General features: G+C 45.8%; 20 protein-coding genes. 13 read left to right on the forward strand and 7 right to left on the reverse strand.

Annotated features, from left to right (window positions below; genetic code table 11):
* Positions 1–11 precede the first annotated feature (11 nt).
* The 10 genes from LHL20_RS17080 (at position 12) to rpoS (ending at position 9656) form a co-directional block, all read left to right on the forward strand.
* Positions 12–1634 (forward strand): methyl-accepting chemotaxis protein, encoded by a 1623-nt coding sequence (locus LHL20_RS17080; RefSeq protein WP_226434164.1) that lies wholly within the window; start codon positions 12–14, stop codon positions 1632–1634.
* Between the two features lie 247 nt (positions 1635–1881).
* On the forward strand, positions 1882–3597 hold the full coding sequence (locus tag LHL20_RS17085) for a TIGR03545 family protein (protein WP_226434165.1): 1716 nt from the start codon (positions 1882–1884) through the stop codon (positions 3595–3597).
* Between the two features lie 100 nt (positions 3598–3697).
* Positions 3698–3988 (forward strand): cell division protein FtsB, encoded by a 291-nt coding sequence (ftsB, locus tag LHL20_RS17090; RefSeq protein ID WP_159624193.1) that lies wholly within the window; start codon positions 3698–3700, stop codon positions 3986–3988.
* Between the two features lie 5 nt (positions 3989–3993).
* Positions 3994–4710 carry a 2-C-methyl-D-erythritol 4-phosphate cytidylyltransferase gene (gene ispD, locus LHL20_RS17095; RefSeq protein ID WP_226434166.1) on the forward strand — a complete coding sequence of 239 codons (717 nt, stop codon included), beginning with the start codon at positions 3994–3996 and terminating at the stop codon, positions 4708–4710.
* Positions 4711–4740: 30 nt separating this feature from the next.
* Positions 4741–5214 (forward strand): 2-C-methyl-D-erythritol 2,4-cyclodiphosphate synthase, encoded by a 474-nt coding sequence (gene ispF, locus LHL20_RS17100; RefSeq protein ID WP_264180983.1) that lies wholly within the window; start codon positions 4741–4743, stop codon positions 5212–5214.
* Positions 5211–6296, forward strand: coding sequence for a tRNA pseudouridine(13) synthase TruD (gene truD, locus LHL20_RS17105; RefSeq protein ID WP_226434167.1), 1086 nt, complete (start codon positions 5211–5213; stop codon positions 6294–6296). The genes ispF and truD overlap by 4 nt, the downstream gene beginning before the upstream one ends.
* Before the next feature lie 213 nt (positions 6297–6509).
* A complete protein-coding gene (locus LHL20_RS17110; protein WP_159624201.1) occupies positions 6510–7145 on the forward strand; it encodes a protein-L-isoaspartate(D-aspartate) O-methyltransferase in 636 nt (211 codons plus the stop codon).
* Entirely contained in the window at positions 7142–7720 is a 579-nt protein-coding gene (locus LHL20_RS17115) for a YqaA family protein (protein WP_159624203.1), read from the forward strand. The genes LHL20_RS17110 and LHL20_RS17115 overlap by 4 nt, the downstream gene beginning before the upstream one ends.
* A 1-nt stretch (position 7721) precedes the next feature.
* Complete coding sequence (locus LHL20_RS17120; RefSeq protein ID WP_226434168.1) at positions 7722–8588, forward strand: peptidoglycan DD-metalloendopeptidase family protein; 867 nt, start codon at positions 7722–7724, stop codon at positions 8586–8588.
* Positions 8589–8663: 75 nt separating this feature from the next.
* Complete coding sequence (gene rpoS, locus LHL20_RS17125) at positions 8664–9656, forward strand: RNA polymerase sigma factor RpoS (protein WP_226434169.1); 993 nt, start codon at positions 8664–8666, stop codon at positions 9654–9656.
* Positions 9657–9741: 85 nt separating this feature from the next.
* On the opposite strand, the gene folA is transcribed toward rpoS, so the two are convergent.
* The 4 genes from folA to rplU all read right to left on the reverse strand — a co-directional run bounded on the left by folA (position 9742) and on the right by rplU (position 12474).
* Positions 9742–10230: a type 3 dihydrofolate reductase gene (folA, locus tag LHL20_RS17130; protein WP_226434177.1), complete on the reverse strand. Its 489-nt coding sequence runs from the start codon at positions 10228–10230 to the stop codon at positions 9742–9744.
* A 232-nt stretch (positions 10231–10462) separates the two neighbouring features.
* The gene (cgtA, locus tag LHL20_RS17135; RefSeq protein WP_159624208.1) at positions 10463–11632 is read right to left on the reverse strand and encodes an Obg family GTPase CgtA; all 1170 of its coding nucleotides are present in this window, start codon (positions 11630–11632) and stop codon (positions 10463–10465) included.
* Between the two features lie 257 nt (positions 11633–11889).
* Positions 11890–12147, reverse strand: a complete 258-nt coding sequence (rpmA, locus tag LHL20_RS17140; RefSeq protein ID WP_012517170.1) for a 50S ribosomal protein L27 — start codon at positions 12145–12147, stop codon at positions 11890–11892.
* Positions 12148–12162: 15 nt separating this feature from the next.
* Positions 12163–12474 carry a 50S ribosomal protein L21 gene (gene rplU / locus LHL20_RS17145; protein WP_012517169.1) on the reverse strand — a complete coding sequence of 104 codons (312 nt, stop codon included), beginning with the start codon at positions 12472–12474 and terminating at the stop codon, positions 12163–12165.
* Positions 12475–13270: 796 nt separating this feature from the next.
* On the opposite strand from rplU, the gene ispB reads away from it, so the two are divergent.
* Entirely contained in the window at positions 13271–14245 is a 975-nt protein-coding gene (gene ispB / locus LHL20_RS17150) for an octaprenyl diphosphate synthase (RefSeq protein ID WP_226434170.1), read from the forward strand.
* Between the two features lie 45 nt (positions 14246–14290).
* Here ispB and LHL20_RS17155 read toward each other — a convergent pair whose 3' ends face one another.
* The 3 genes from LHL20_RS17155 to LHL20_RS17165 all read right to left on the reverse strand — a co-directional run bounded on the left by LHL20_RS17155 (position 14291) and on the right by LHL20_RS17165 (position 18709).
* Positions 14291–15007 (reverse strand): ZIP family metal transporter, encoded by a 717-nt coding sequence (locus LHL20_RS17155; RefSeq protein WP_226434171.1) that lies wholly within the window; start codon positions 15005–15007, stop codon positions 14291–14293.
* Between the two features lie 105 nt (positions 15008–15112).
* Positions 15113–16432 (reverse strand): Xaa-Pro dipeptidase, encoded by a 1320-nt coding sequence (gene pepQ, locus LHL20_RS17160; protein WP_226434172.1) that lies wholly within the window; start codon positions 16430–16432, stop codon positions 15113–15115.
* Between the two features lie 162 nt (positions 16433–16594).
* On the reverse strand, positions 16595–18709 hold the full coding sequence (locus LHL20_RS17165; RefSeq protein ID WP_226434173.1) for a transglycosylase SLT domain-containing protein: 2115 nt from the start codon (positions 18707–18709) through the stop codon (positions 16595–16597).
* A 477-nt stretch (positions 18710–19186) separates the two neighbouring features.
* Between LHL20_RS17165 and fadB the strand changes: the two genes are divergently transcribed.
* Both fadB and fadA read left to right on the forward strand, forming a co-directional pair.
* Positions 19187–21337, forward strand: a complete 2151-nt coding sequence (fadB, locus tag LHL20_RS17170; protein WP_159624216.1) for a fatty acid oxidation complex subunit alpha FadB — start codon at positions 19187–19189, stop codon at positions 21335–21337.
* Positions 21338–21355: 18 nt separating this feature from the next.
* Positions 21356–22519 (forward strand): acetyl-CoA C-acyltransferase FadA, encoded by a 1164-nt coding sequence (gene fadA / locus LHL20_RS17175; RefSeq protein WP_071816941.1) that lies wholly within the window; start codon positions 21356–21358, stop codon positions 22517–22519.
* The last annotated feature ends 145 nt before the right edge of the window (positions 22520–22664 follow it).

Raw genomic sequence — 22664 nt, forward strand, 5'->3', positions numbered from 1 at the left:
GGTGTGTGTTTATGTGGTTACGAAACTTCAGCCTTATCCAACGATTGGGTATTATTATTGCCTTAATAATTCTGTTGTTTGTTGTGCTCACGGGGCTGGTGCTAAACCGGCACTTTGAAGCACTCAAGCAAAAGTCTTACGAAGAAAACCAGCACTTGGTAGAGGTCGTTCATACCATGCTTGGCAGCTTTGCTGCACGCACTGACGTGAGCGAAGAAACGGCCAAACAGCTCGCGCTAGATGCGGTTAGAGCACTGCGTTACGATGGTAGCAATTACTTTTGGATCCAAGATCAAACGCCGACCATGGTAATGCACCCCATAAAACCCGCACTCGATGGCAATGATTTACGCACATTTAAAGATGGTAGTGGCAAGGCATTTTTTGTCGACATGGCAAGGCTTGTGAAATCTCAGGGTGATGGCTTTGTTGACTATGTGTGGCCGCTTCCTGGCGAGACAGAGCCCACAGATAAAATATCCTATGTTAAAGAGTTTAAGCCATGGGGTTGGACAGTGGGTTCAGGCATTTATCTGACGAACTTGGAAGCAGAATACGCCCACATGCGCAACGTAATGATTGGTTTTTGCGTTGTAAGTGTTTTGTTAGTGGTGTTACTTATCTACGTGATTGGCGGAAGCATTGTTAAGCCCGTTCAGGAAGTAACTGAGCGCATGAAAGATATCTCGCAAGGCGAAGGCGACCTCACCCGCTCACTACCTGAAAAAGGACAAGACGAAGTCACTCGACTGGCAAGGTACTTTAACCAATACACTGAAAAAATGCGACAGTCACTGCTGGGTATTAGAGAAAATATCAACTCGCTTAGCCAACAAGCAGAGCTAGTTGAAAACTCGAGTAAAAACAGTAATCAGCAAGCGCACGACCAGAATGAAAACATGCTTCAAGTCGCCGCCGCGATGGAACAAATGACGTCGCAAATTAATGAAGTAAGCAACAATGCAGATTCTGCTGAAAAAAGTACCAGCAGCGCACGCAGTAATGTACAGCATGGTGCTACGGTGGTTGATAATACCGTTAAAGACATTCGCTCTCTTACATCAGATATTGAAAGTGTAAGCAGCGTTGTAACTGAACTTGCAGCGCAGACTGATAGCATTGGTGCGGTACTGGATGTCATTCGCGGTATTGCCGAACAAACTAACTTGCTTGCGTTAAATGCGGCAATAGAGGCCGCCCGAGCAGGTGAACAGGGTCGCGGCTTTGCCGTAGTTGCTGACGAAGTGCGTACCCTTGCCAGTCGCACCGGTCAAAGCACTGATGAAATTCAAGCGATGATTGAGAAATTACAAAGCAATGCGAAAGCTGCGGTCGATGCCGTGAAAGTAAGCCAGTCTGCATCTACGAAAACCGTTGATAACGCTATTCAGGCCAACCAAAACTTACAAGAAGCAGACAGGCTGATGACAGAAATTGCCGATATGAGCAGTGAAATTGCACGTGCAACTGAACAACAAGCAGAAGCTGCTAATGAAGCAAACGTGCGAATTAATGCGCTTTCTGGCGCGGCTGATAATAGCTTGCGCACTGCAGATGAACTGGCCTCAGCAAGCCAAGCACTTCGCGCGAGCTGTTTGGCCATTATGGATATTGCGAACCGCTTCAAATTGTAGATGCCAGCAATGCAGTAGCACTGAATGTATAACCTAGGGCACGTTCTCCACGTGCCCTTTTTTATAAGGCGTAGAATTTTTTATTTGTATGGCAAACTATGGAAGATTATGAGCCAGTGCATTACACTGAATTTTCGAGAGAAAGTGTTCCAAGCTTACGCTTAATTTCAATCTAATTATGCCCATGTGGCGTAGCGAAAAAGCGTAATTGGCGTCACCAAACACACATCAAGTCAAGGAGTGGGAAATGAGTAGTGAAAGCAAGGGCAAACCTATATTACTGTGGGTTGTTGGTTTTTTTGTTCTATTGTTTTTGGTGTACTTCCTTTTTGCTAACACCATTATCAAATCAATTCTTGAGTCTAAGCTTGGTGAGTCATACGGCGCAGAAGTTAACATTGATGAATTTGATCACTCGTTATTCCCTACTACCGTTACGCTAAAAGGCATTGCGTTAACGAACCCGACTAAGCCCTCACACAACCAAGTTTTCATTGGGCACGCAAATGCAGATGTAGAGTTGGCTCCCCTTCTAGATGATCAAGTCATTGTAAATAACTTAAACCTACTGAAAGTACAATTTGATACTGAACGTGCAGCGCCCGGTGAAGTGTATCGCGTACCAGAGCGTTCATTGTCTTTCGATGAAATAAAGGCAAAAGCTAAAGAAGCGGTACCTACTGTTGATGAGCTACTTGCCCGTAACCCACTGAAAACCACGGCAGCCATCGAGCAAGCGAAAGAGGCTTATCAGAGTTATGGGGTAGACTTGAAATCTGACTATGAAAATCTGCCAGATAAATCGCGTATCGATTACTATAAAACGCAAGTGGCGCAGCTAAAAGAGACAAATTACAAAGACCCGCAAGCGCTTGTTCAAGCAAAGTCTGCGTTTGATAAACTTAAAGAAGAGATGCAAGCAGACAGAGCGCTTATTAGTCGCTTCACAGAAAAAGCTTCTGACGCCAAAGTGGCATTAAGTAGCAGTGTAGAAGCACTGAAAAATGCCCCCAAAGAAGACTATGCGTTGCTAAAAGGTGTAATTGCAGGGGATGAGGCCGCCCTTTCTCAAGTTACTTATTTCGTTTTCGGTGACAAAGCAGCCGAATACACTGAATACCTAATGGCTGCGATGCAAATTGTCATGCCCCTCATTCAAGGTGAGGAAAAAAGCGAAGCGCCAGCAGACATACCTTCTATATTGGTTAAAGAAGCCAACGTCTCTGTACTTTGGCAAAATGAGGCGATTACCAGTACATGGAACAACATTACTAATGTGCACGAAGTGTTTGGTAACCCAACTACTTTTACCATTGAAGCGGCGGGTGACTTACTGAAGTCATTTACCTCTAGCGGCGAATTTTGGATAGATGGTAACGGCGTTGACGCCAGCCAGGTATGGGAACTAGCTGGTGTTAACATGTCTGAGATTTCCTTCAGCCAAAATGAAACCTTGAACGCCGTATTAAAGTCGGCCTTAATGAGAACCAACGGTTCGATGGAAGTTACTGATAACCTGCTATCAGGCAAGGGTGAAGTTGACCTGCAGCAACTGGTTATGGAGGCCACTGGTACGAGTGATGTTACCAGCGCTATTGCCAAGGCGCTTCAAGGCCTAAGTAGCTTAAACATGACAATGCTGCTAGACGGTACACTTTCAAACCCAGGCTTCAACATTAAGTCAGATTTAGACAATAAACTAGCGCAAGCTGCACTATCGCAGTTAACCGATAGTCAAAAAGATAAATTGGATGAGCTAAACACTAAACTCAACGCCATGGTTAGCAACCAGCAAACGGTGTTATCCGGCGAGCTTGTTGATGTGAGCAGCATGTTAAGCGCGGCGCAAGGTGACAGCGCAGCATTACAGGAGCTTCTACAAGCACAACTTGATAACGTGGTTGATCAACAGAAAAACAAACTGCTAGATAAACTTAAGGGCAAATTTGGCCAAGGTGACTAATACGCCTTTGACTCAGCGCGCGTTCGCGGCATAATGTGACACAGAGCAGAGGCAATAATGCCTCTGTGTTTTTATGCTCAACCAATATTCAGGTGGATTTGTGTTGCAAGGTAAATGGCTTCCTATTGTATTGTTAGTGCTGTTGTCACTTTTGCAATATCGCCTATGGTTTGGCAAAAACAGTATTCCCGATTACTTCAATCGCAAGCAAGAAGTTCACACACAAGCACTTCAAAATGCCAACCTCGCGCAGCGCAACGCCCTCTTAAAAGCCGATATCAGCGATTTAAAGATTGGGCTAGAAGCTATTGAAGAACGGGCGAGAAATGAGCTTGGTCTCATCAAAAAAGGTGAAACTTTTTACCGCATTTTACCAGCAGAATCGAAGTGAATAACATGACTACCCCTCGCGTTGTTGCGGTCATTCCCGCCGCAGGCGTTGGCAGCAGAATGCAAGCCGATCGCCCCAAACAGTATCTCATGCTGGGAACTAAAACCATTCTGGAACACACCATTGACGCCCTTGTTAACCATCCTAAGATAGACGACGTTGTCGTTGCGATTAGTGCGGGCGACGCGTATTTCGCCGAATTGGAACTTAACGGTAAAGCAATTCGCGTGGTTGAAGGTGGCAAGGAACGCGCTGACAGTGTGCTTAACGGTATCGCCACATTAGCACCAACAGACTGGGCATTGGTTCATGACGCAGCTCGCCCTTGTGTTGATGAAGAGGATATATCCTCGCTACTAGATGTGATGAAAGACAAGTCGGTAGCGGGCGGCATATTGGCCACGCCAGTGCGCGATACAATGAAGCGAGCAACAGCATCGCCTAACACCTTGGCAACCATGAGAACAATTTCACATACAGAAGAGCGAACCGATTTGTGGCACGCCCTAACGCCACAACTGTTTCCTGCGGGATTATTAAAGCACGCTCTTAAAACAGGTCTCGCCGCTGGTGCAAATATTACTGATGAAGCGTCGGCGATGGAGCTGGCGGGTCACAAAGTTGCCATGATTAACGGTAGCCCTGCGAATATAAAAATTACTCATCCAGCAGATTTACCCTTGGCAGAATTTTATTTACAACAAAAGTTACGCGAGCGCTAACGCGCCACGATAAAAAAAGGCACAACCATAATGCGAATAGGACATGGATTCGACGTACATAAATTTGGTGGCAACGGCCCCATTACCATTGGTGGTGTAAAGATTGATTATGAGCAAGGCTTAGTTGCTCATTCTGACGGCGACGTATTACTGCACGCACTTTGTGATGCGCTGTTAGGTGCCGCGGCCCTAGGCGACATTGGTAAACATTTTCCTGATACTGATGATGCCTATGCGGGTGCTGATAGTCGAGTATTACTAAGACATGTTGTATCGGTAGTGAACGATAAAGGCTACAAACTGGGTAATGCGGATATGACAATTGTTGCCCAAGCGCCAAAGATGGCTCCCCATATCAGTACCATGCGCGAAATTATAGCTAAAGACTGTGGTGTTGATATTGATGCTATTAACGTAAAAGCCACTACTACAGAAAAACTGGGATACACAGGGCGCAAAGAAGGCATTGCTGCGCACGCTGTGGCGCTGCTGGAAAAATTATGAAGCCGTTACACACCGATCACTGGCATTACTATTTCGACAAACCTGTATCGACAGGTATTTTCAAGTTTCAAGCCGACGACTTCCAAGTTGTAGAAGACCTTGGGTATGAGCCCTGTGGCGAAGGCGAACACCAGTTCGTTTTTGTTGAAAAAACGAATACAAACACCGCATTTGTTGCCGAACAGCTGGCTCGCTTCGTGAAGCTTCCCCTACGTCAAATTACCTATGCAGGACGAAAAGACAAATATGCCGTCACACAACAGTGGTTCGGTATTCATGCACCCGGTAAGCCTGACTTTGACTTCAGTACATTTGAGCTTGAAGGAGTGCGCGTACTTAAGCAGGTTCGTCACAATAAGAAATTGCGCACTGGCCAACTAAAAGGTAATCACTTCACCATAACCCTACGACAAGTTATGCATCCAGAAGCCATTGAAGAACGCTTGCAAGAGATAGCAAAGCATGGCGTACCAAATTATTACGGTGAGCAGCGCTTTGGTGTTATGCGTTTAAACGACATGGGTGAGGTGCAACGAGGCGGTAATCTCGTTATGGCTGAGCGTATGGTAAACGGTGAAGCTATTAGACACAGAAACAAGCGCTCGATGGCACTATCAGCATTGCGTAGCTGGCTATTTAATGAAATGCTCTCTACACGGCTTGAAACTGAACAATTCGACACCGTCATTGATGGTGACGCGCTAGTGTTATCAGGCTCAAATAGCTTTTTTATGTACGATAAAGCGAGTGCTGATGAGCGCCATTTACGCGCTCAAGAGCGCTATGCTGAGAAGGATGTTTGTCCTTCAGCACCACTGTGGGGAAAGGGAGAACTTGCTACAAAAAATCAGGCATTGGCTTTAGAGCAAAGCGTCGCGTCTGATCATAGTGAAGTCATCGATTTTCTGAGTCAATGCGGCTTCGAGCAAGAGCGCCGAGCAATTAAAATATGGCCTTCTCAGCTACAGTGGCAAAGCAAAGGTGATACCTTTACCGTCTCATTTTCACTGCCAAGTGGCTGTTTTGCTACATCGGTACTGCGTGAGTGTGTTGAGACCTTGTCGCCAATAAATCGCGTGTAATTTGCATTGCCCTAGCTGGCTTAGCTGGCCTTATTGGGGTTAGTGATACTAGCCCTTATACTGCCTTTCATGCTATTGCTAATGGGTATTGTGCTGTTGAACAATACGCACAGAGATGACGGCATGTTAAAGTTTAGATACTATGAAAGCGTGGCTCGCCACATAATTGACTAGCGAAGCTGGAAATAAGAATAAAGGAAAGTACGCAACATCATGAGAGCTTCTAGAAAAGGAGACGCGTTAGCAGAACTGCTTTACAACGAAGGAATACGTTCACAGGCAGTATTAAACGCCATTGCGGGTACACCGCGAGAGGGCTTTTTGCCCGATGCGCTAAAGCACAAAGCCTATCAGAATACCGCCTTACCCATTGGACAAGGCCAGACTATCTCGCAACCTTATATCGTTGCCAAAATGACAGAGCTGCTTCTTGATAGCCCTAATAAACCCGAGAAAGTACTAGAGATTGGTACAGGATCGGGTTATCAAACGGCTATATTGGCGCAACTATTTTCGAAAGTATTTAGTGTTGAGCGTATAAAATCATTGCAGTTTCAAGCTAAGCGCCGTATGAATCAGCTTGATCTTCATAATATTGCAATGAAACACGGTGATGGTTGGAAAGGTTGGTCGTCAAAAGGGCCATACGACGCCATTATCGTCACCGCTGCTGCGGCAAGCCTTCCTCAAGATTTATGTGACCAGCTTAAAGAAGGCGGAAGATTAATTATTCCCGTAGGTAACGAACAACAGTCGTTACTGTGTATTGATAGGATTGAGGGTGAACTAAAAACCACGACGATAGAGTCTGTCAGGTTTGTTCCCCTTGTTGCAGGAGAGCTAATGTGAAGCTTTTTGAGCCATGCTATGACATGGCATTGCGCTGGGCGAGACATCGTCACGCGACCAAATATTTAGGTGGGTTAAGCTTCTCAGAGTCAGTTTTTTTTCCTATTCCACCGGATGTCATGCTAGCGCCAATGGCATTATCTCAGCCGCATAGAGCTTGGCAGTTTGCCCTTATCACAACTATCGCCTCTATCTTAGGCGGTATTGCAGGCTACTGGCTAGGTTACTTTGCATTTGATGCATGGCTTTCGCCACTTATTGATAGCTGGGGCTACACACACAAAATAGAAACCACCATGGCGTGGTTTGAAGAGTATGGCATTTGGGTTGTCTTTCTTGCTGGCTTTTCACCTATTCCCTATAAAATATTTACGGTTAGCGCCGGTTTTTTGCAGATGGCATTTTTGCCCTTTGTTATCGCGTCTGCTATTGGACGAGGCGCACGCTTCTTTCTAGTTGCAGCATTAATGCGTTGGGGCGGTGCGGCAATGGAGCAAAAACTTCGTCAATACGTCGAAATTCTTGGATGGGGCGTTGTACTTCTTGCCATTGCGGCATACATAATCCTGCGATGATATGTCAGCGTCGCCACGTTCAATAGCGTTACTTGGACTCGTTTTCGTCTTCTTGCACGGCTGTGCAGGACGAAGTGCCCCTGCTCCCGTGGTACTGCTTAATAGCCAGGTTGCAGATGGTAGCGAAGAATTTACCCAAGATACCTATAAAGTACAGCGTGGTGACACTCTTTTTGCCGTAGCATGGTATACCGGAAATGACTACCGGGATCTGGCAAAATACAACGACTTATCAGCGCCTTATGTGATCCATCCGGGTCAGACTTTGCGGATCTCACCACCGCCTCGAATCGCTAGAACCCCCGTAAAACCTGAGATCAAGACTAAACAGTCAACAGATCCGACCTCACCCCCTATAGACAAAAGTTTGGTTGACCGCAAAAAAACACAGGCGTATCGTGAAAGTGAAAAAGTTGTTAACCCACAAAATGTTACCACTGTCAAGAAGCCGACACCGAGCGTCAAAAATAAAACGCCGACTAGCTTCCCAAGCAAAGTTAACAAGTGGGTGTGGCCTGCTCAAGGTAAGCTGGTTGAGACCTTCAGTAACGCAGAGTCTGGCAACAAAGGAATTGATATCGCTGGGGCAAGAGGCAGCAATGTGGTTGCCGCAGCAGATGGGAAAGTTGTTTACTCGGGGAGCGCACTTCGAGGTTACGGTAACTTAGTAATTATAAAACACACCGATACCTTCTTAAGTGCTTATGCCTATAACGACACCATACTTGTTAAAGAACGACAGTGGGTGTCAGCAGGCCAAACAATTGCCACCATGGGTAACAGCGGCACGAGTTCGGTTAAGCTTCATTTTGAAGTGAGGTATCGAGGGAAATCGTTAGACCCGATGAAATACCTGCCACCACGATAATAATAACAATAAATAATAATAAGAACGCAGAAAGGAGATACGTCATAAGGTAAACCTTGTAGCAGGAGATTCACGATGGGTAAGTCAACGAAAGCCTTAGAATCAAAACCTCAAGATGATATAGAAGTCATCGATATGCCAGCTGATATGAAAGCCGGCGAAACCTTAGAAAACGACGCTGAACTGGAAAGCGATGATGCTATTTTCAGTCAGGATGACCAACCTAAAAATTTGGATGCAACACAGCTTTATCTTGGTGAGATTGGCTTTTCGCCGCTACTTACCGCAGAAGAAGAAGTTTATTTTGCACGCCGCTCACTGAAAGGCTGTGAAGCCTCGCGCAAACGCATGATAGTAAGTAATCTTCGCCTAGTAGTGAAGATTGCTCGCCGATACAACAACCGTGGTCTAGCACTGCTTGATCTTATTGAAGAAGGCAACTTGGGCTTGATCCGGGCGGTAGAAAAATTTGATCCCGAAAGAGGTTTCAGATTTTCAACCTACGCCACTTGGTGGATTCGTCAAACTATTGAACGTGCGATCATGAATCAAACGCGTACTATACGTTTGCCTATCCATGTAGTAAAAGAGCTAAATGTTTATTTACGTGCATCTCGTGAACTTTCACAAAAGCTAGATCATGAGCCTACCGCAGAAGAAATTGCAATGGCACTTGATAAGCCGGTAGAAGATGTCACTAAGATGCTGCGTTTAAATGAACGAATCACCTCGGTTGATACACCCATTGGTGGCGAAAACGATAAAGCGCTGCTTGATATTATAGCTGATGAAAAAGAGTTTAGCCCTGAAGAGAGCCTGCAGGACTCTGACATCAAAACTAACATCATTACTTGGTTAGAAGAACTTAACCCTAAACAGCGCGAAGTGTTAGCACGTCGGTTCGGTCTAATGGGTTATGAGCCTTCTACGCTTGAAGATGTAGGTGCAGAAATTGGACTGACACGCGAAAGAGTTCGTCAAATTCAAGTAGAAGCACTGCGTCGCTTACGCGATATGCTTGGTCACCAAGGTTTGTCGCTAGAGAGTTTATTTGATCAAATGAAATAGAACTAGCTCGCCGACTGAACGCAAAAAGCCAGCAACTACGCTGGCTTTTTTGTTAGATGATCATGCAATTAACGTTTAAGCTAAATTAGGCTCGCGCTAGTGTGACAAACGTGTACCCATTAGGGTTCTTATCGTCTGCATCAAAGGATGCGCGCTCTACTTCATGCCACGTTGCTGCCGCCTCATAGTCAGGAAACTGAGTGTCACCTTCTACCTCAAGATCGATGTGGGTAAGATACAGCGTATCAGCATCGTTTAAAAATGACTGATAGATAGTGCCGCCACCAATAATCATGATCTCTTCGGCGTTTTGTGTCAGTGCTTTGGCGACTTCGATTGCCGACTCTGGCGAATCGACCACTGTGGCATCAGACAAACTGTATTCTTTGTTACTGGTTATCACAATGTTAGGGCGCCCGGGTAAAGCTCTACCAATAGATTCATAGGTTTTACGCCCCATGATAACGGCTTTTCCCATGGTCACTGATTTAAAATGCTTTAGGTCTGCAGGTAAATGCCATGGCATATCGTTATCAGCACCAATAATACGATTCTTAGCCATTGCGGCTATCATTGCTAACTTCATCTACTTATTACCTCACGTTTACTGGCGTTTATCATACAGGATGTACTGTATCGTTGGGCTGATTTATTACCATGGTCTCCCCTATAGAAACAAAAAAGCACGGCTGAACCGTGCTTTTTGAACGAGTTTATTCGTTGATACTTATGTCGCTCAGCGATTGTTTCTCAACGACTGTTTCTCAGCGACTGTTTCTCAGCGACTGTTTCTCAGCGATTGTTTCTCAACGACGATACTCAACTTCTACGTCGTAGTCGTCTTCGTCCCAATCGTCGTCATCAAGATCGTCATCTTCGAATTCATCATGGGCTTCGAGTGTGTTCTTGTGGTACGTATCCCACTTGAATTCCACTTCTTTCTTCTCTTCTTCCACTTCCAGTTCTGCTGGGAGTGTTTCGATGAAGTCCATGATGTCATGGCATAGCGGGTCAAGGTTCATCTTTTGGAACGCAGAGATTTGGTAAACTGGACCTTCCCAACCAAGCGCATCAATAACCGCTTGGCAACGTTCCTCTGCTTCTTCTTCAAGCAGCAAATCTACTTTATTGAACACCAACCAACGTGGCTTCTCTGCAAGTTTTGGACTGTACTTTTCAAGCTCTTCAATAATGGCTTTCGCATTTTCAGCAGGATCAGTTTCATCTACAGGGAAGATGTCTACTACATGTAGCAAAATACGACAGCGCTCTAAGTGTTTCAAGAAACGAATACCCAAGCCGGCACCGTCAGCAGCACCTTCGATAAGACCAGGAATATCAGCTACAACAAAGCTTCGTTGCGAATCTTGACGCACTACACCTAGGTTAGGTACAAGCGTGGTAAACGGATAGTCAGCCACTTTAGGCTTAGCTGCCGATACAGAGCGAATAAACGTTGATTTACCCGCGTTAGGCATACCAAGTAAGCCAACATCGGCTAGAAGCATAAGCTCTAGCTTAAGATTGCGAATTTCACCCGGTGTACCGTTGGTCTTTTGACGTGGGGCACGGTTAGTACTGCTTTTAAAACGTGCGTTACCCAAACCGTGAAAACCACCTTGTGCCACTTTGAGTTTTTGGCCATGGCGCGTTAAGTCGCCTAACACTTCACCAGTATCGCTGTCTGTAGCTCGCGTACCCACAGGCACCATAACGGTAAGATCTTTACCTTTCTTACCAATACAGTTTCCGCCTTGACCATTTTGACCGCGTTCTGCACGATGAAAACGTTCGAAGCGATAATCGATCAATGTATTCAGGTTTTCATCGGCTTGTAGAAATACACTGCCGCCGTCACCACCGTCGCCACCATCCGGGCCACCTTTAGGTACGTATTTTTCCCTTCTAAAGCCAATGGTACCGTTGCCGCCGTCACCGGCTTCAACGCGAATTTCAGCTTCATCTACAAATTTCATTTATCACTCCGGGCTGTAATGCCGTGGGTTATTAACTTATTAATGCGAATACTAAGTTTACACCAAATTGACCATCGGCGCTTTTTAGTCTGCTCAGCATTGAAAATAATTAAGAAGTAAAACCTTGTCTAACGCTAACTCATCAAGGAATTTAAACGCTATGTATAAGAACAGAAAAAAAAAGAAAGGTTTCACAAAACAAAAAACCCCGCTAGCGCGGGGTTTTTCTAAGCCTGTTCGGCGAGAAGCTTTCGCGCTTACTCAGCAACGATGCTTACAAATTTACGGTTCTTCGGTCCTTTAACGTCGAACTGAACTTTACCGTCTTTTAGTGCAAACAACGTGTGGTCTTTACCGATACCCATGTTGTCACCAGCGTGGAAACGAGTACCACGTTGACGAACAATGATGTTACCAGCAAGAACAGATTCACCACCAAAGCGCTTAACACCTAGGCGTTTACTTTCTGAATCACGACCGTTTTTGGTACTACCACCAGCTTTTTTGTGTGCCATGTGTTCGTGCTCCTATTATGCGTTGATACCAGTGATTTTCACTTCTGTGAACCACTGACGGTGACCCGCTTGCTTACGAGAGTGCTTGCGACGACGGAACTTAACGATTTTTACTTTATCGCCACGACCGTGTGTAACAACCTCAGCAGTCACCTTACCACCAGCAACGATTGGTGTGCCGATTTTTACGTCGTCACCGTTGCTTACCATTAAAACTTTGTCAAATTCAACCGTTTCGCCTGGGGCTACTTCGATTTTTTCAAGACGAACGGTTTGGCCTTCGGCCACACGGTGTTGTTTACCGCCACTTTGGAAAACCGCGTACATAGTTAACTCCGCTCTGCGTCCACTGACGCTTCAATTCAAAAAACAGGGCGCGAATTGTACGTGAAACATCCGTAAATCACAAGCCCGATTCGCAGAAAAAATGATTATTTTTCCAACATGGGTGGAATTATGCCTGAATTGCCCATTTGATGCAGCTTTAAAAGCAATAAATAGAGAAAAAATTTGAAGAAAATAGCGTTTTTCACTGTTTCATAATTGCTCATTAACAGATAAAAAGCTGCGTTGTGACGCGATCACTTTTGCGGATCCCGCCGTTTTTCGATTGATAATGATCAGTTTCGGATCGTACTGGCTTAATGTAAAGATGCAAAGCGATCCAAGCTTGGATCACACATCAGATCGCCATTTATCACTATTTCATTTGTCACTACATTAGCGTTTTAGCAGCGTTTATATACAACATTGATAAACTTTTTTCGGTGCCAGAAATACACAGTTAAAACCTATTAATTAACAGCAACTTGTTACCAAGTAGTTTAAATAAATGTGACAAATACCAATCTTAAGTGAAAATCACAATGTATACCTATAATTACATTATTCAATAGCGTTTTAGCGTCACACAACTTACACCGTTGCTTTATTCTCGCCGCACTTGTCATTACACATAGAAAGAGGTCGTGTATCAAAAAGTGGAAATATTAACGATGCATAGTAAGTGTAAATGCGTTAAGCCGTCATTTTTTAAGACAATTTGGTGGATAGTACGTGTGATTAAGGTACAATCGCCCCCAATTATTGCCAGACGTTAGAGTAAGTTTTTATTGCCATGCCTATGGATATAGATCAAATCCGCGCCCTGTCGAATGAAGATATGCAGGCGGTTAACCAACTGATTCAACAACAAGTGGACTCAGAAGTTGCACTGATTAATCAGCTTGGCTTTTACATAGTAAACAGTGGCGGCAAGCGATTGCGTCCGCTCCTCACTGTGCTAAGTGCGCGTGCTATGGGCATTGACAATAACGACCATCATACTCTTGCGGCTATTGTTGAGTTTATTCACACTGCAACCTTGTTGCACGACGATGTAGTAGACGAGTCGACCATGCGTCGCGGTCGCGAAACCGCCAATGCGATTTTCGGTAACCAAGCATCGGTACTGGTCGGTGATTTCTTATATACGCGTTCTTTCCAGATGATGGTTAGCCTAAAACGTATGCGCGTTATGGAAATACTGTCTGAAGCCACCAATCAAATTGCCGAAGGTGAAGTGCTACAGTTAATGAATTGCAACGACGCTAGTACAACTGAAGCGCGATACTTCGATGTTATTTATGGCAAAACCGCTCGCTTGTTTGAAGCCGCAACACAACTGTCTGCCGTTCTCACCGACCAAAGCAATGACGTAGAAGTAGCCATGCAAGAATATGGCAAGCATTTAGGTACTGCCTTTCAGCTAGCAGACGATATCTTAGATTACATGGCTGACAGTGAAGAAATGGGTAAAAACGCCGGTGACGACCTTGCTGAGGGAAAACCGACGCTTCCGCTGCTTTACGCTATGTGGCACGCCAAGAGCGATGAGGATCGCGCATTAATTCAAGAAGCCATTGAGCAGAGTAATGGCTTGCCTCATCTAGCGCGTATTCAGGGGATTATGGAAGAAACCGGGGCGCTGGACTACACAAGAGAGTGTGCAAATAAAGAAGTGCAAATGGCAATAGATAGCTTAGCCATTATTCCCGAGTCAGATCACAAAGACGCCTTGATTGCGCTAGCGCATATTTCAGTTGAACGCACGAGCTAAATCTCTCAGCAGTAGCTTAATAGCACGCGGTAGGGCAGCATGGCCCTACCCTTCAAGCATGTAGCCTAACATTCCCACCAAGAAACCGATGATACCGCCAAGCGGTGGTAACCAGTGATTTTCCATGCGAATTTGCGGTGCGATGTCTTGAAACACAGAATACAGGATGCCTCCGGCAGCAAATAGCATGATGGCACTTGTTATCACTGGAAACTGCGCCAGAAAATAAAACCCGATAAGACTAAACAGCGGCCCTAACAATGCCATCAACGCAAAAAGTATGATGAGCTTTGTACTGCGCTGTTTGTTTTTTGGGGTCATCTCGCGATAGGCATTGAACCCTTCAGGCAAATTTTGAACTGCTATGAGCAAACCCAGTAGCATTGTACCACCACCTAACGCTGCCGTTGTACCCAGTGCAATTGACTCTGGTACGAAATCACTAAGCATTGCTGCCAACTGACTACCGGCCGTTTTCTTCTTCGCTAAATAGATGTCAAGCGCCATAAACGATAGCGCCCCTGAAACAAAGCAAACTAACGCCGTTACTATCGATACGTCTTTTACGCCTTCCGGCACTAACACCAACCCAACGGCAGAAACCAGAGCACCAGCGCCCAGAGCCAAAATGCCATGACGTAGTTCCTTTTCAAGCCATTTAGGCTGAATGCCTTGGTAGGTGGCTAAAACAGCACCGAGTGGCATTGCCAAACCTGCTACGGTCGCCATTACAAGTAACCCTACAATATCACCTTGCGCCATGCCTAGTCCTTTTGTTAATGGTTATTTTGCTGCCATTAAGGCCAGATGCCCTAACGAAAAGAGCAGCCTAAGCTGCTCTTTTAAATATACACTTTTTACTAAAATTTAGTTTAAGTCGAGATCCCTTGTCATGTTCTCATTCTTATCTCGATGCACAATGATATTATCTTCAATACGAATGCCACCAAATGGCTTGTATGCGTCTACGGTATCCCAATTAATATACTTAGATGCCGGCGTTGCCTTTAAGTCGCGTAGTAGACTATCGATAAAGTAAAGCCCAGGCTCAATAGTAAATACTTGGCGAGGCTCTACAATGCGTGTACAGCGAAGAAACGGATGATCTTCAGGCGCTGGCTTCGGCGTCCCCCTATCATCATTCACTAGACCACCGACATCGTGCACCTGTAACCCAAGGAAGTGACCTATTCCGTGGGGGAAGAAAGTACGCGTGATACCCATTTCTACAATGTCTGGCGGTGTTAGGTTAACTACCCCAGTGTCGTGAAGAATTTGTGCAATGCCATCGTGCGCTAACAAATGAATATCTGCGTAGGCAACGCCCGGCTTAAGGCTATCAGCAAGGGTTAGCGTTACTTTGTCGACTGCTTTGATCAAATCGCTGAACAGTGTTGAGTTTTGACTATAAGTACGGGTAATGTCTGCCGCATAACCGTGGTAGTTTGCACCAGCGTCGATAAGGAACGAACGGTTTTCACTTGGTGCGACTGTATCGCATTGCATGTAATGCAAAATCGCAGCGTGCTCGTTAAGCGCCACAATACTGGTATACGGCACGTCGTTGTCACCCTGTCGACAAGCTTGTGCGTATGCAAGGTTGATGTCGAATTCGCTTTTGCCTTCTCGAAACGCTTGCTCTGCGGCTTTATGCCCTGCAACGGCGAGTTTATTCGCTTCACGCATGCAATCTAGTTCGTAATCGGTTTTGTACGCACGCTGATAATGTAAGTAATGCAGAACTCTATCTGGATTTACATTCTCAAAACCCAGTGCCTTGGCCACTTCAATATACTCACCAATATAGGCAAATCGTGTTTTGTCGTAAGGCAAAAACTTTTCTACTGCATCAGCTTGCTGTAGTAGTTTGATATTGAAACTGTCTGTCCAAAAGTCATTAGGCTCAGGCGGTACCTTATGCCAGAAGTCTTCTGGACGGTAAAAAATCAATGTAGGCTTATCAACACCGTTTACCACCAGCCAGCAGTTTGGATTATCGATAACCGGCACCCACGCCTTAAACTGTGGATTCACTTTAAAGGGATAGTGGTTATCATCTAAAAATAGACGCTTGCCTTGGCCTGAGTGAATGACTAATCCGTCTAAACCCTCGCGCAGTAGCGCTTCACGAGTGCGCGCTTGAAGTTCATCGATATGCTGTTGGTAGGTTGCTTTATGTTGCGGCATAGCCCCTCTTATCTTTTTTGTCGTTAGATGTTAAGCCTTATGGTGTGAGTGTAGCACGCCACCTTTGCCTGTTGCATGGGTGTGCTACACAATGCACTTATTAAAGTGTCAACTTGTCGCAAGTCGCGCCAACGCACGGTAAAAATGTTCGACCTGCATCGATTATTTTGGTGCCAGTTGCAACGTACCTGTGACAGGATGTGTACTGACCGCCTCTGCAGATGGGATCATATCCCGCGTAAGCTGAGGGAAGATATTTTCGTTGCTGCCTAACTGCATATCGTAAATATGTTGGTATGCCATAACCGCTTTTACATAGGCACGGGTTTCTTTATAAGGAATATTCTCAATCCAAATATCCACGGGCAAAGCTTCATTAGCTGGCAGCCACTCAAGTACCTTTCGCCAGCCTGCGTTATAAGAGGCCGATACCAAAACCGGATTATTGTTTAACTTATCCATTAGATAACGCAAGTATTGCATACCATATTCAATGTTGTCGTTGGCGTTGAATAAGGCGTTACGAGTAACTTTTTCCTGTGCCACATAACGTGCTGTTCCGGGCATTAATTGCATAAGTCCTGCTGCGCCAACAGAAGAAATGGCGTCTGTGCGAAACGAACTTTCTCGCCGAGCAATCGCCATCGCGAGCGATTTAGAAATATTGTGAGCTTGTGATTTCTGGCTAAACACATCGTCGAATGCCAGCGGAAAACGACGCTCAACGTCGTCCCAATAACCGCTGCGCGCAAAACTGGTAATGGCTTGGTCGTACAATCCCCATTCGTACGCCAAAATTCCCGCATCGGTCACGCGAGAATCTGGGATATGAGAAAGGAGATAATACCATTCTCGGCGCGCACTGGTACTTCGGCCTAGCCTGAAAAACTCTACCGCTCTTAGCGTGGCAGGAGTGCGTGCCACAGCAGACATGGCTGATATATCTTTTGGCGCGGGAGAATGCGAAAGCGAAGGTATTTCACCAATGTGAGCACTGGCCATAAACCCGTAATAGTGACGCTCTTCAGCTAGCTCTTGGTATAGCACCGTTGCTTGCATTGATTGCCCAAGCATTTCCAATGCGCGTGCCTTCCAATAGCGGTAATTTTCCTCTTGCTGAAGGTGAATAGGTGCACTGTTGATAACGTCAACCACTTCTTGCCATTTTTGTGTGCGAAGTAAATGCGCAACGTGCCACAACTTAATGTCCTCGCTGGCGCCGTCTGTATCGGCTTTTTCAAGCCATTCATGTGCTTGAGGAAGCCTGTCTAATGTAAAGCTTAATGCTATCGAACGCAGAGCAACATGTTGTTGAGCTTGACTAAAAAGCCCCTTATTCAAATATTGCGTATACACACCTGCTGCCAGTTCTGGTTTGCGCCAGGCTAATTTTTCAAGGGCCCACACAATTACCTCGGCCTCTTGCGCTTTGTTTTTAAGCGGGAACAAATTGGCGCGACTGACACGACTCACATCTCGTGTAACCGCTAGCCATGCATCTGCGATATATTGCTTATCGCGAGGCAACTGACGCTTTAAATAATTTATAATTGAACGATTACCTTCTTTCGCGGCAATTTCAATGCGCTGAATAACATTATCAGGCGTCATCATGCCCGCTTTCTTCCATTTAGCGAATAGTGGGTCACATTCATCAGGTTGTGACTGACCGTGAAGCCACAACGCATCCACTTCTTTTAAAACAATGGCGGCCTCTTCACCTTGATTCAAACGATAATTAAGCGCAGTACAAGTAAGCTTTGCTCCCATGCCCTCGCGATAGTCGCCCAAAAAAGTCTGCTGGTGATTGTGACGCGCTAAGTAATTTAGCCACTGATAACGCAATCCGTAGCTTACAGGTTGCCCGGCATAATCATCTAGAAACTGTCTTACCTCGCGCTTCGTTTTAAGCGACATAGTGCGTTCAATTTGAAGACGCAAAAGATAAGGATATAACGGGTATTCAGCGAGGCTATGTATTTCACCTTCAAGGTCGTCAACACGACGCTTTGAATAAGTGCGCAATTTCGTCTCAAGCGTTAAAAATCGTTCGCGTTCATCGGCGTAATTATCAGCGGGTAAATTCAACAATGACGCTTCTTGGGCATTCGCCAGCGACGTATTGCAAAAAGCAAAGATAAAGGGCAATAACAAAAACGACTGCAAAGGCAGGCTGCGCTGAGTACGCAGACAAAGGTACGGTGTGAAAAGGCGCTTTTTAACGCGCGATGCTAATGCGTTTTTACGCAATTGAAACTTAAAGACTAAACCAGACACAATAAAACTCCTACCTTATCCTTCATACCGAATAACGTCACCCACCGAATAACGTTAAACCGTTACGCAGTTGCATGAATGGTTGTATCCGCGGTAAGCGCACTGACCGGCGGAAAAACACAACGTGGCTCCTTGCCAATAAAGATGTTGTGCCAGCTATCGTTAGCTATGCTTTACAAACATAGCCTGTAATGATTGTAGATTATTCTTATGCTGGATTGGCGCTTTGCGTCAATAACGCTCATTATACAAGCACCAAAACCGAAATGAAGCTTATATTCACTATTTACTCTTGAATTTAAGTCATCGGACCACTACCTTAAGACAGATTGAAACAGCTGTTTGAATTTTTCGTTGAAATTTTGTGTGGCTTTGTAAAGAATCTAGCCACCCTAACGCGTTAGTGTTTTGAGTACGACCCTACAAACTTGTTGGTTTAATTCACTAACATCCTGGCCAATGCCGAAGGAGATGATAATGATATACACAGGCAAAAGTCTTTCCGTCAGCCTGTTAGATGACGGCTTTGCTGAGCTGGTATTCGACGCCCAAGGTTCAGTAAACAAGTTCGACCGCCAAACGGTGACAGAGCTTGACGAAGCAACACAAGCCCTACTTGCCAAAGGCGACGTAAAAGGCTTAGTAGTACGTAGCGCAAAACCTGCTTTTATCGTAGGTGCAGACATCACCGAGTTCACTGGCCTATTCGCCATGGACGACGCAGAAGTACTAAATTGGGTTGCCAATACTTCACAAGTATTCGACCGCTTCGAAGACTTACCTTTCCCTACCATCGCTGCAGTTAACGGTTTCGCGCTGGGTGGCGGCTGTGAAATGGCATTGGCATGTGACATGCGTATTGCAGACACCACGGCTTCAATTGGTTTGCCAGAAGTTAAGCTAGGCCTTATGCCTGGTTTTGGTGGTACCGTTCGCCTACCTCGTCTAATTGGTGCAGATAACGCCCTTGAGTGGATGACCACTGGCCGCGACAGAAAAGGCGCGAAAGCCTTGGCTGAAGGTGCGGTTGACGCAGTAGTAGCACCAGAAGCGCTAGTTGAAGGTGCGCTTTCAATGGTGAAAGACGCAGCTGACGGTAAATTTGACTGGCAAGCTCGTCGTGCGGTTAAGAAAGCCCCACTACAGCTAAACAAAAACGAAGCTATGATGAGCTTCTCTACTGCTCAAGCTATGGTATTTGCACAAGCTGGCAAACATTACCCAGCACCGCACAAAATGGTTGAGACTGTTCAAAAAGCAGCGGGCCTAGACCGTGACGGCGCACTTAAGCTTGAAAACGAAGGTTTTGTAGCGCTTGCGAAAACCGACGCTGCGAAAGCACAAATTGGTATTTTCCTTGCCGACCAGCTGGTTAAGAGCAAAGGTAAGAAGCAAGCGAAAGCGGCAACCAAGCAATCTAAGCTTAACGCGGTACTCGGTGCAGGCATCATGGGTGGCGGTATTGCATACCAAAGCGCTGTGAAAGGCACGCCGGTAATCATGAAAGACATTAACCAAGGTGCGCTAGACCTTGGTCTTTCAGAAGCAGCGAAAATTCTTGGTAAAGGCATGCAGCGCGGTAAAGTTGATGCGACTAAAATGGCGCAAACACTTAACGCTATCACGCCTACTCTTGAGTACAGCACGCTTAAAGATGCAGACCTTGTGATTGAAGCGGTTGTAGAAAACCCGAAAGTAAAAGGTATTGTACTTAAAGAAGTAGAAGACAATGTAGCTGACGACGCTATTATCACTTCAAACACTTCTACTATCTCTATCAACCAATTAGCTGAAAGCCTAGACAAGCCAGAGCGCTTCTGTGGTATGCACTTCTTTAACCCAGTGCACCGCATGCCGCTAGTTGAAATTATTCGTGGCGAAAAAACGTCAGAAGAAACCATTAATGCAGTGGTAGCCGCTACCCTTAAAATGGGCAAAACCCCCATTGTGGTTAACGACTGCCCAGGGTTCTTGGTAAACCGCGTATTGTTCCCATACTTTGCGGGCTTCAGTAAGCTTCTTATCGACGGTGCTGACTTTGTTGCCGTTGATAAAGTAATGGAAAAAATCTTCGGCTGGCCAATGGGCCCAGCTTACCTAATGGACGTTGTAGGTATCGACACAGGCGATCACGCAGCAGACGTTATGGCAGCGGGCATTCCAGAGCGTATGGCTCGCCTAGACAACGACCCAGTAACACTGTTCTACAAAGAGCAGCGTTTAGGTCAGAAGAACGGTAAAGGTTTCTACAACTACGGTGTTGATAAGCGCGGTAAGCCGTCTAAAACACCTGCTGAAGAAGCCTACGCACTAATGGCGCCACACGTAGCTGAAAAGACAGACTTTGACGCTGACGACATTATTGCACGCCTTATGATCCCTATGGCAAACGAAGCAATTCGCTGCCTAGAAGAAGGCATAGTAGATAGCGCAGCTGAAGCAGATATGGCGCTACTTTACGGCTTAGGTTTCCCTCCATTCCGCGGTGGTATTTTCCGTTGGATTGAAACCATTGGCTTGGCGAACTTTGTTGCGATGGCAGACAAGTACGCTGAACTTGGTCCAATTTATCAGATCTCAGACGGCGTTCGTGAAATGGCCGCTGCTGGTAAATCCTATTTCGCATAAGACCCGGAGGAAAAACTAATGAAAGAAGTGGTCGTAATCGATTGCGTACGTACCCCTATGGGTCGTTCAAAAAACGGTGTTTTCAGAAATGTGCGCGCAGAAGACCTATCTGCAGCACTAATGACCGCGCTACTAGAGCGTAACCCTGGCGTAAACCCAGCGGAAATTGAAGACATCATTTGGGGCTGTGTTCAGCAAACTAAAGAACAAGGCTTCAACGTTGCACGTAACGCGCAACTATTAACACAAATTCCACGCACAACTGGCGCGGTAACGGTAAACCGTTTATGTGGTTCATCAATGCAAGCCCTTCACGATGCAACAAGCGGCATCATGAGCGGTCGCGGTGACATTTACATGATTGGTGGTGTTGAGCACATGGGTCACGTACCGATGAACTACAACATCGACTTCCACCCTGGTCTTGCTAAGTACACGGCAAAAGCGTCGGGTATGATGGGTATGACAGCCGAACTACTTGGCCGTCAAAACGGTATTACTCGTGAGCAACAAGACGCATTTGGCGCGCGTTCGCACCAACTAGCGCATAAAGCACACCTTGAAGGCCGCTGGGCCAACGAAATTGTGCCTGTTGAAGGTCACGACGCGAACGGCGTATTAAAGCTAATTGACTACGATGAAGTAGTACGCCCAGAAAGCACTGCTGAGAGCATGGCGGCACTTCGCCCTGTGTTTGACCCAGTAAATGGTACGGTTACTGCGGGTACGTCTTCTGCGCTGTCTGACGGTGCGTCGGCTATGCTACTTATGTCAGCAGACCGCGCGAAAGAGCTAGGCCTAACGCCGCGTGCGAAAATTCGCTCGATGGCAGTGGCAGGTTGTGATGCGGCAATTATGGGTTATGGCCCAGTGCCAGCAACACAAAAAGCCCTTAAGCGCGCTGGCCTTACTATGGACGATATTGAACTTGCTGAGTTTAACGAAGCGTTCGCCGCACAGGCACTATCGTGCATTAAGCAACTAGGTTGGATGGATCACCTAGATACTAAGATTAACCTTAACGGTGGTGCGATTGCACTTGGTCACCCACTAGGTTGTTCTGGTTCACGTATCTCAGGTACGCTTATCAACCTAATGGAATCACAAGACGTAAGCCTAGGCTTAGCGACAATGTGTATTGGTTTAGGCCAAGGTATTGCTACCGTATTCGAGCGTGTATAAGCGTTTGAACTAGCGTTTAAAAGCTAAGTTTTTAAAAGGGCCTTCGGGCTAATGCCAGTCAGTTAAGCTGACTGGCATTTTTCTTTTTGGCGGGGTACTTACTTGGTTTGGGTTTAACACATCGTGGATATAACCTATCCTCTCG

This window comes from Alteromonas sp. McT4-15, from assembly GCF_020515205.1.
GTDB lineage: Bacteria > Pseudomonadota > Gammaproteobacteria > Enterobacterales > Alteromonadaceae > Alteromonas.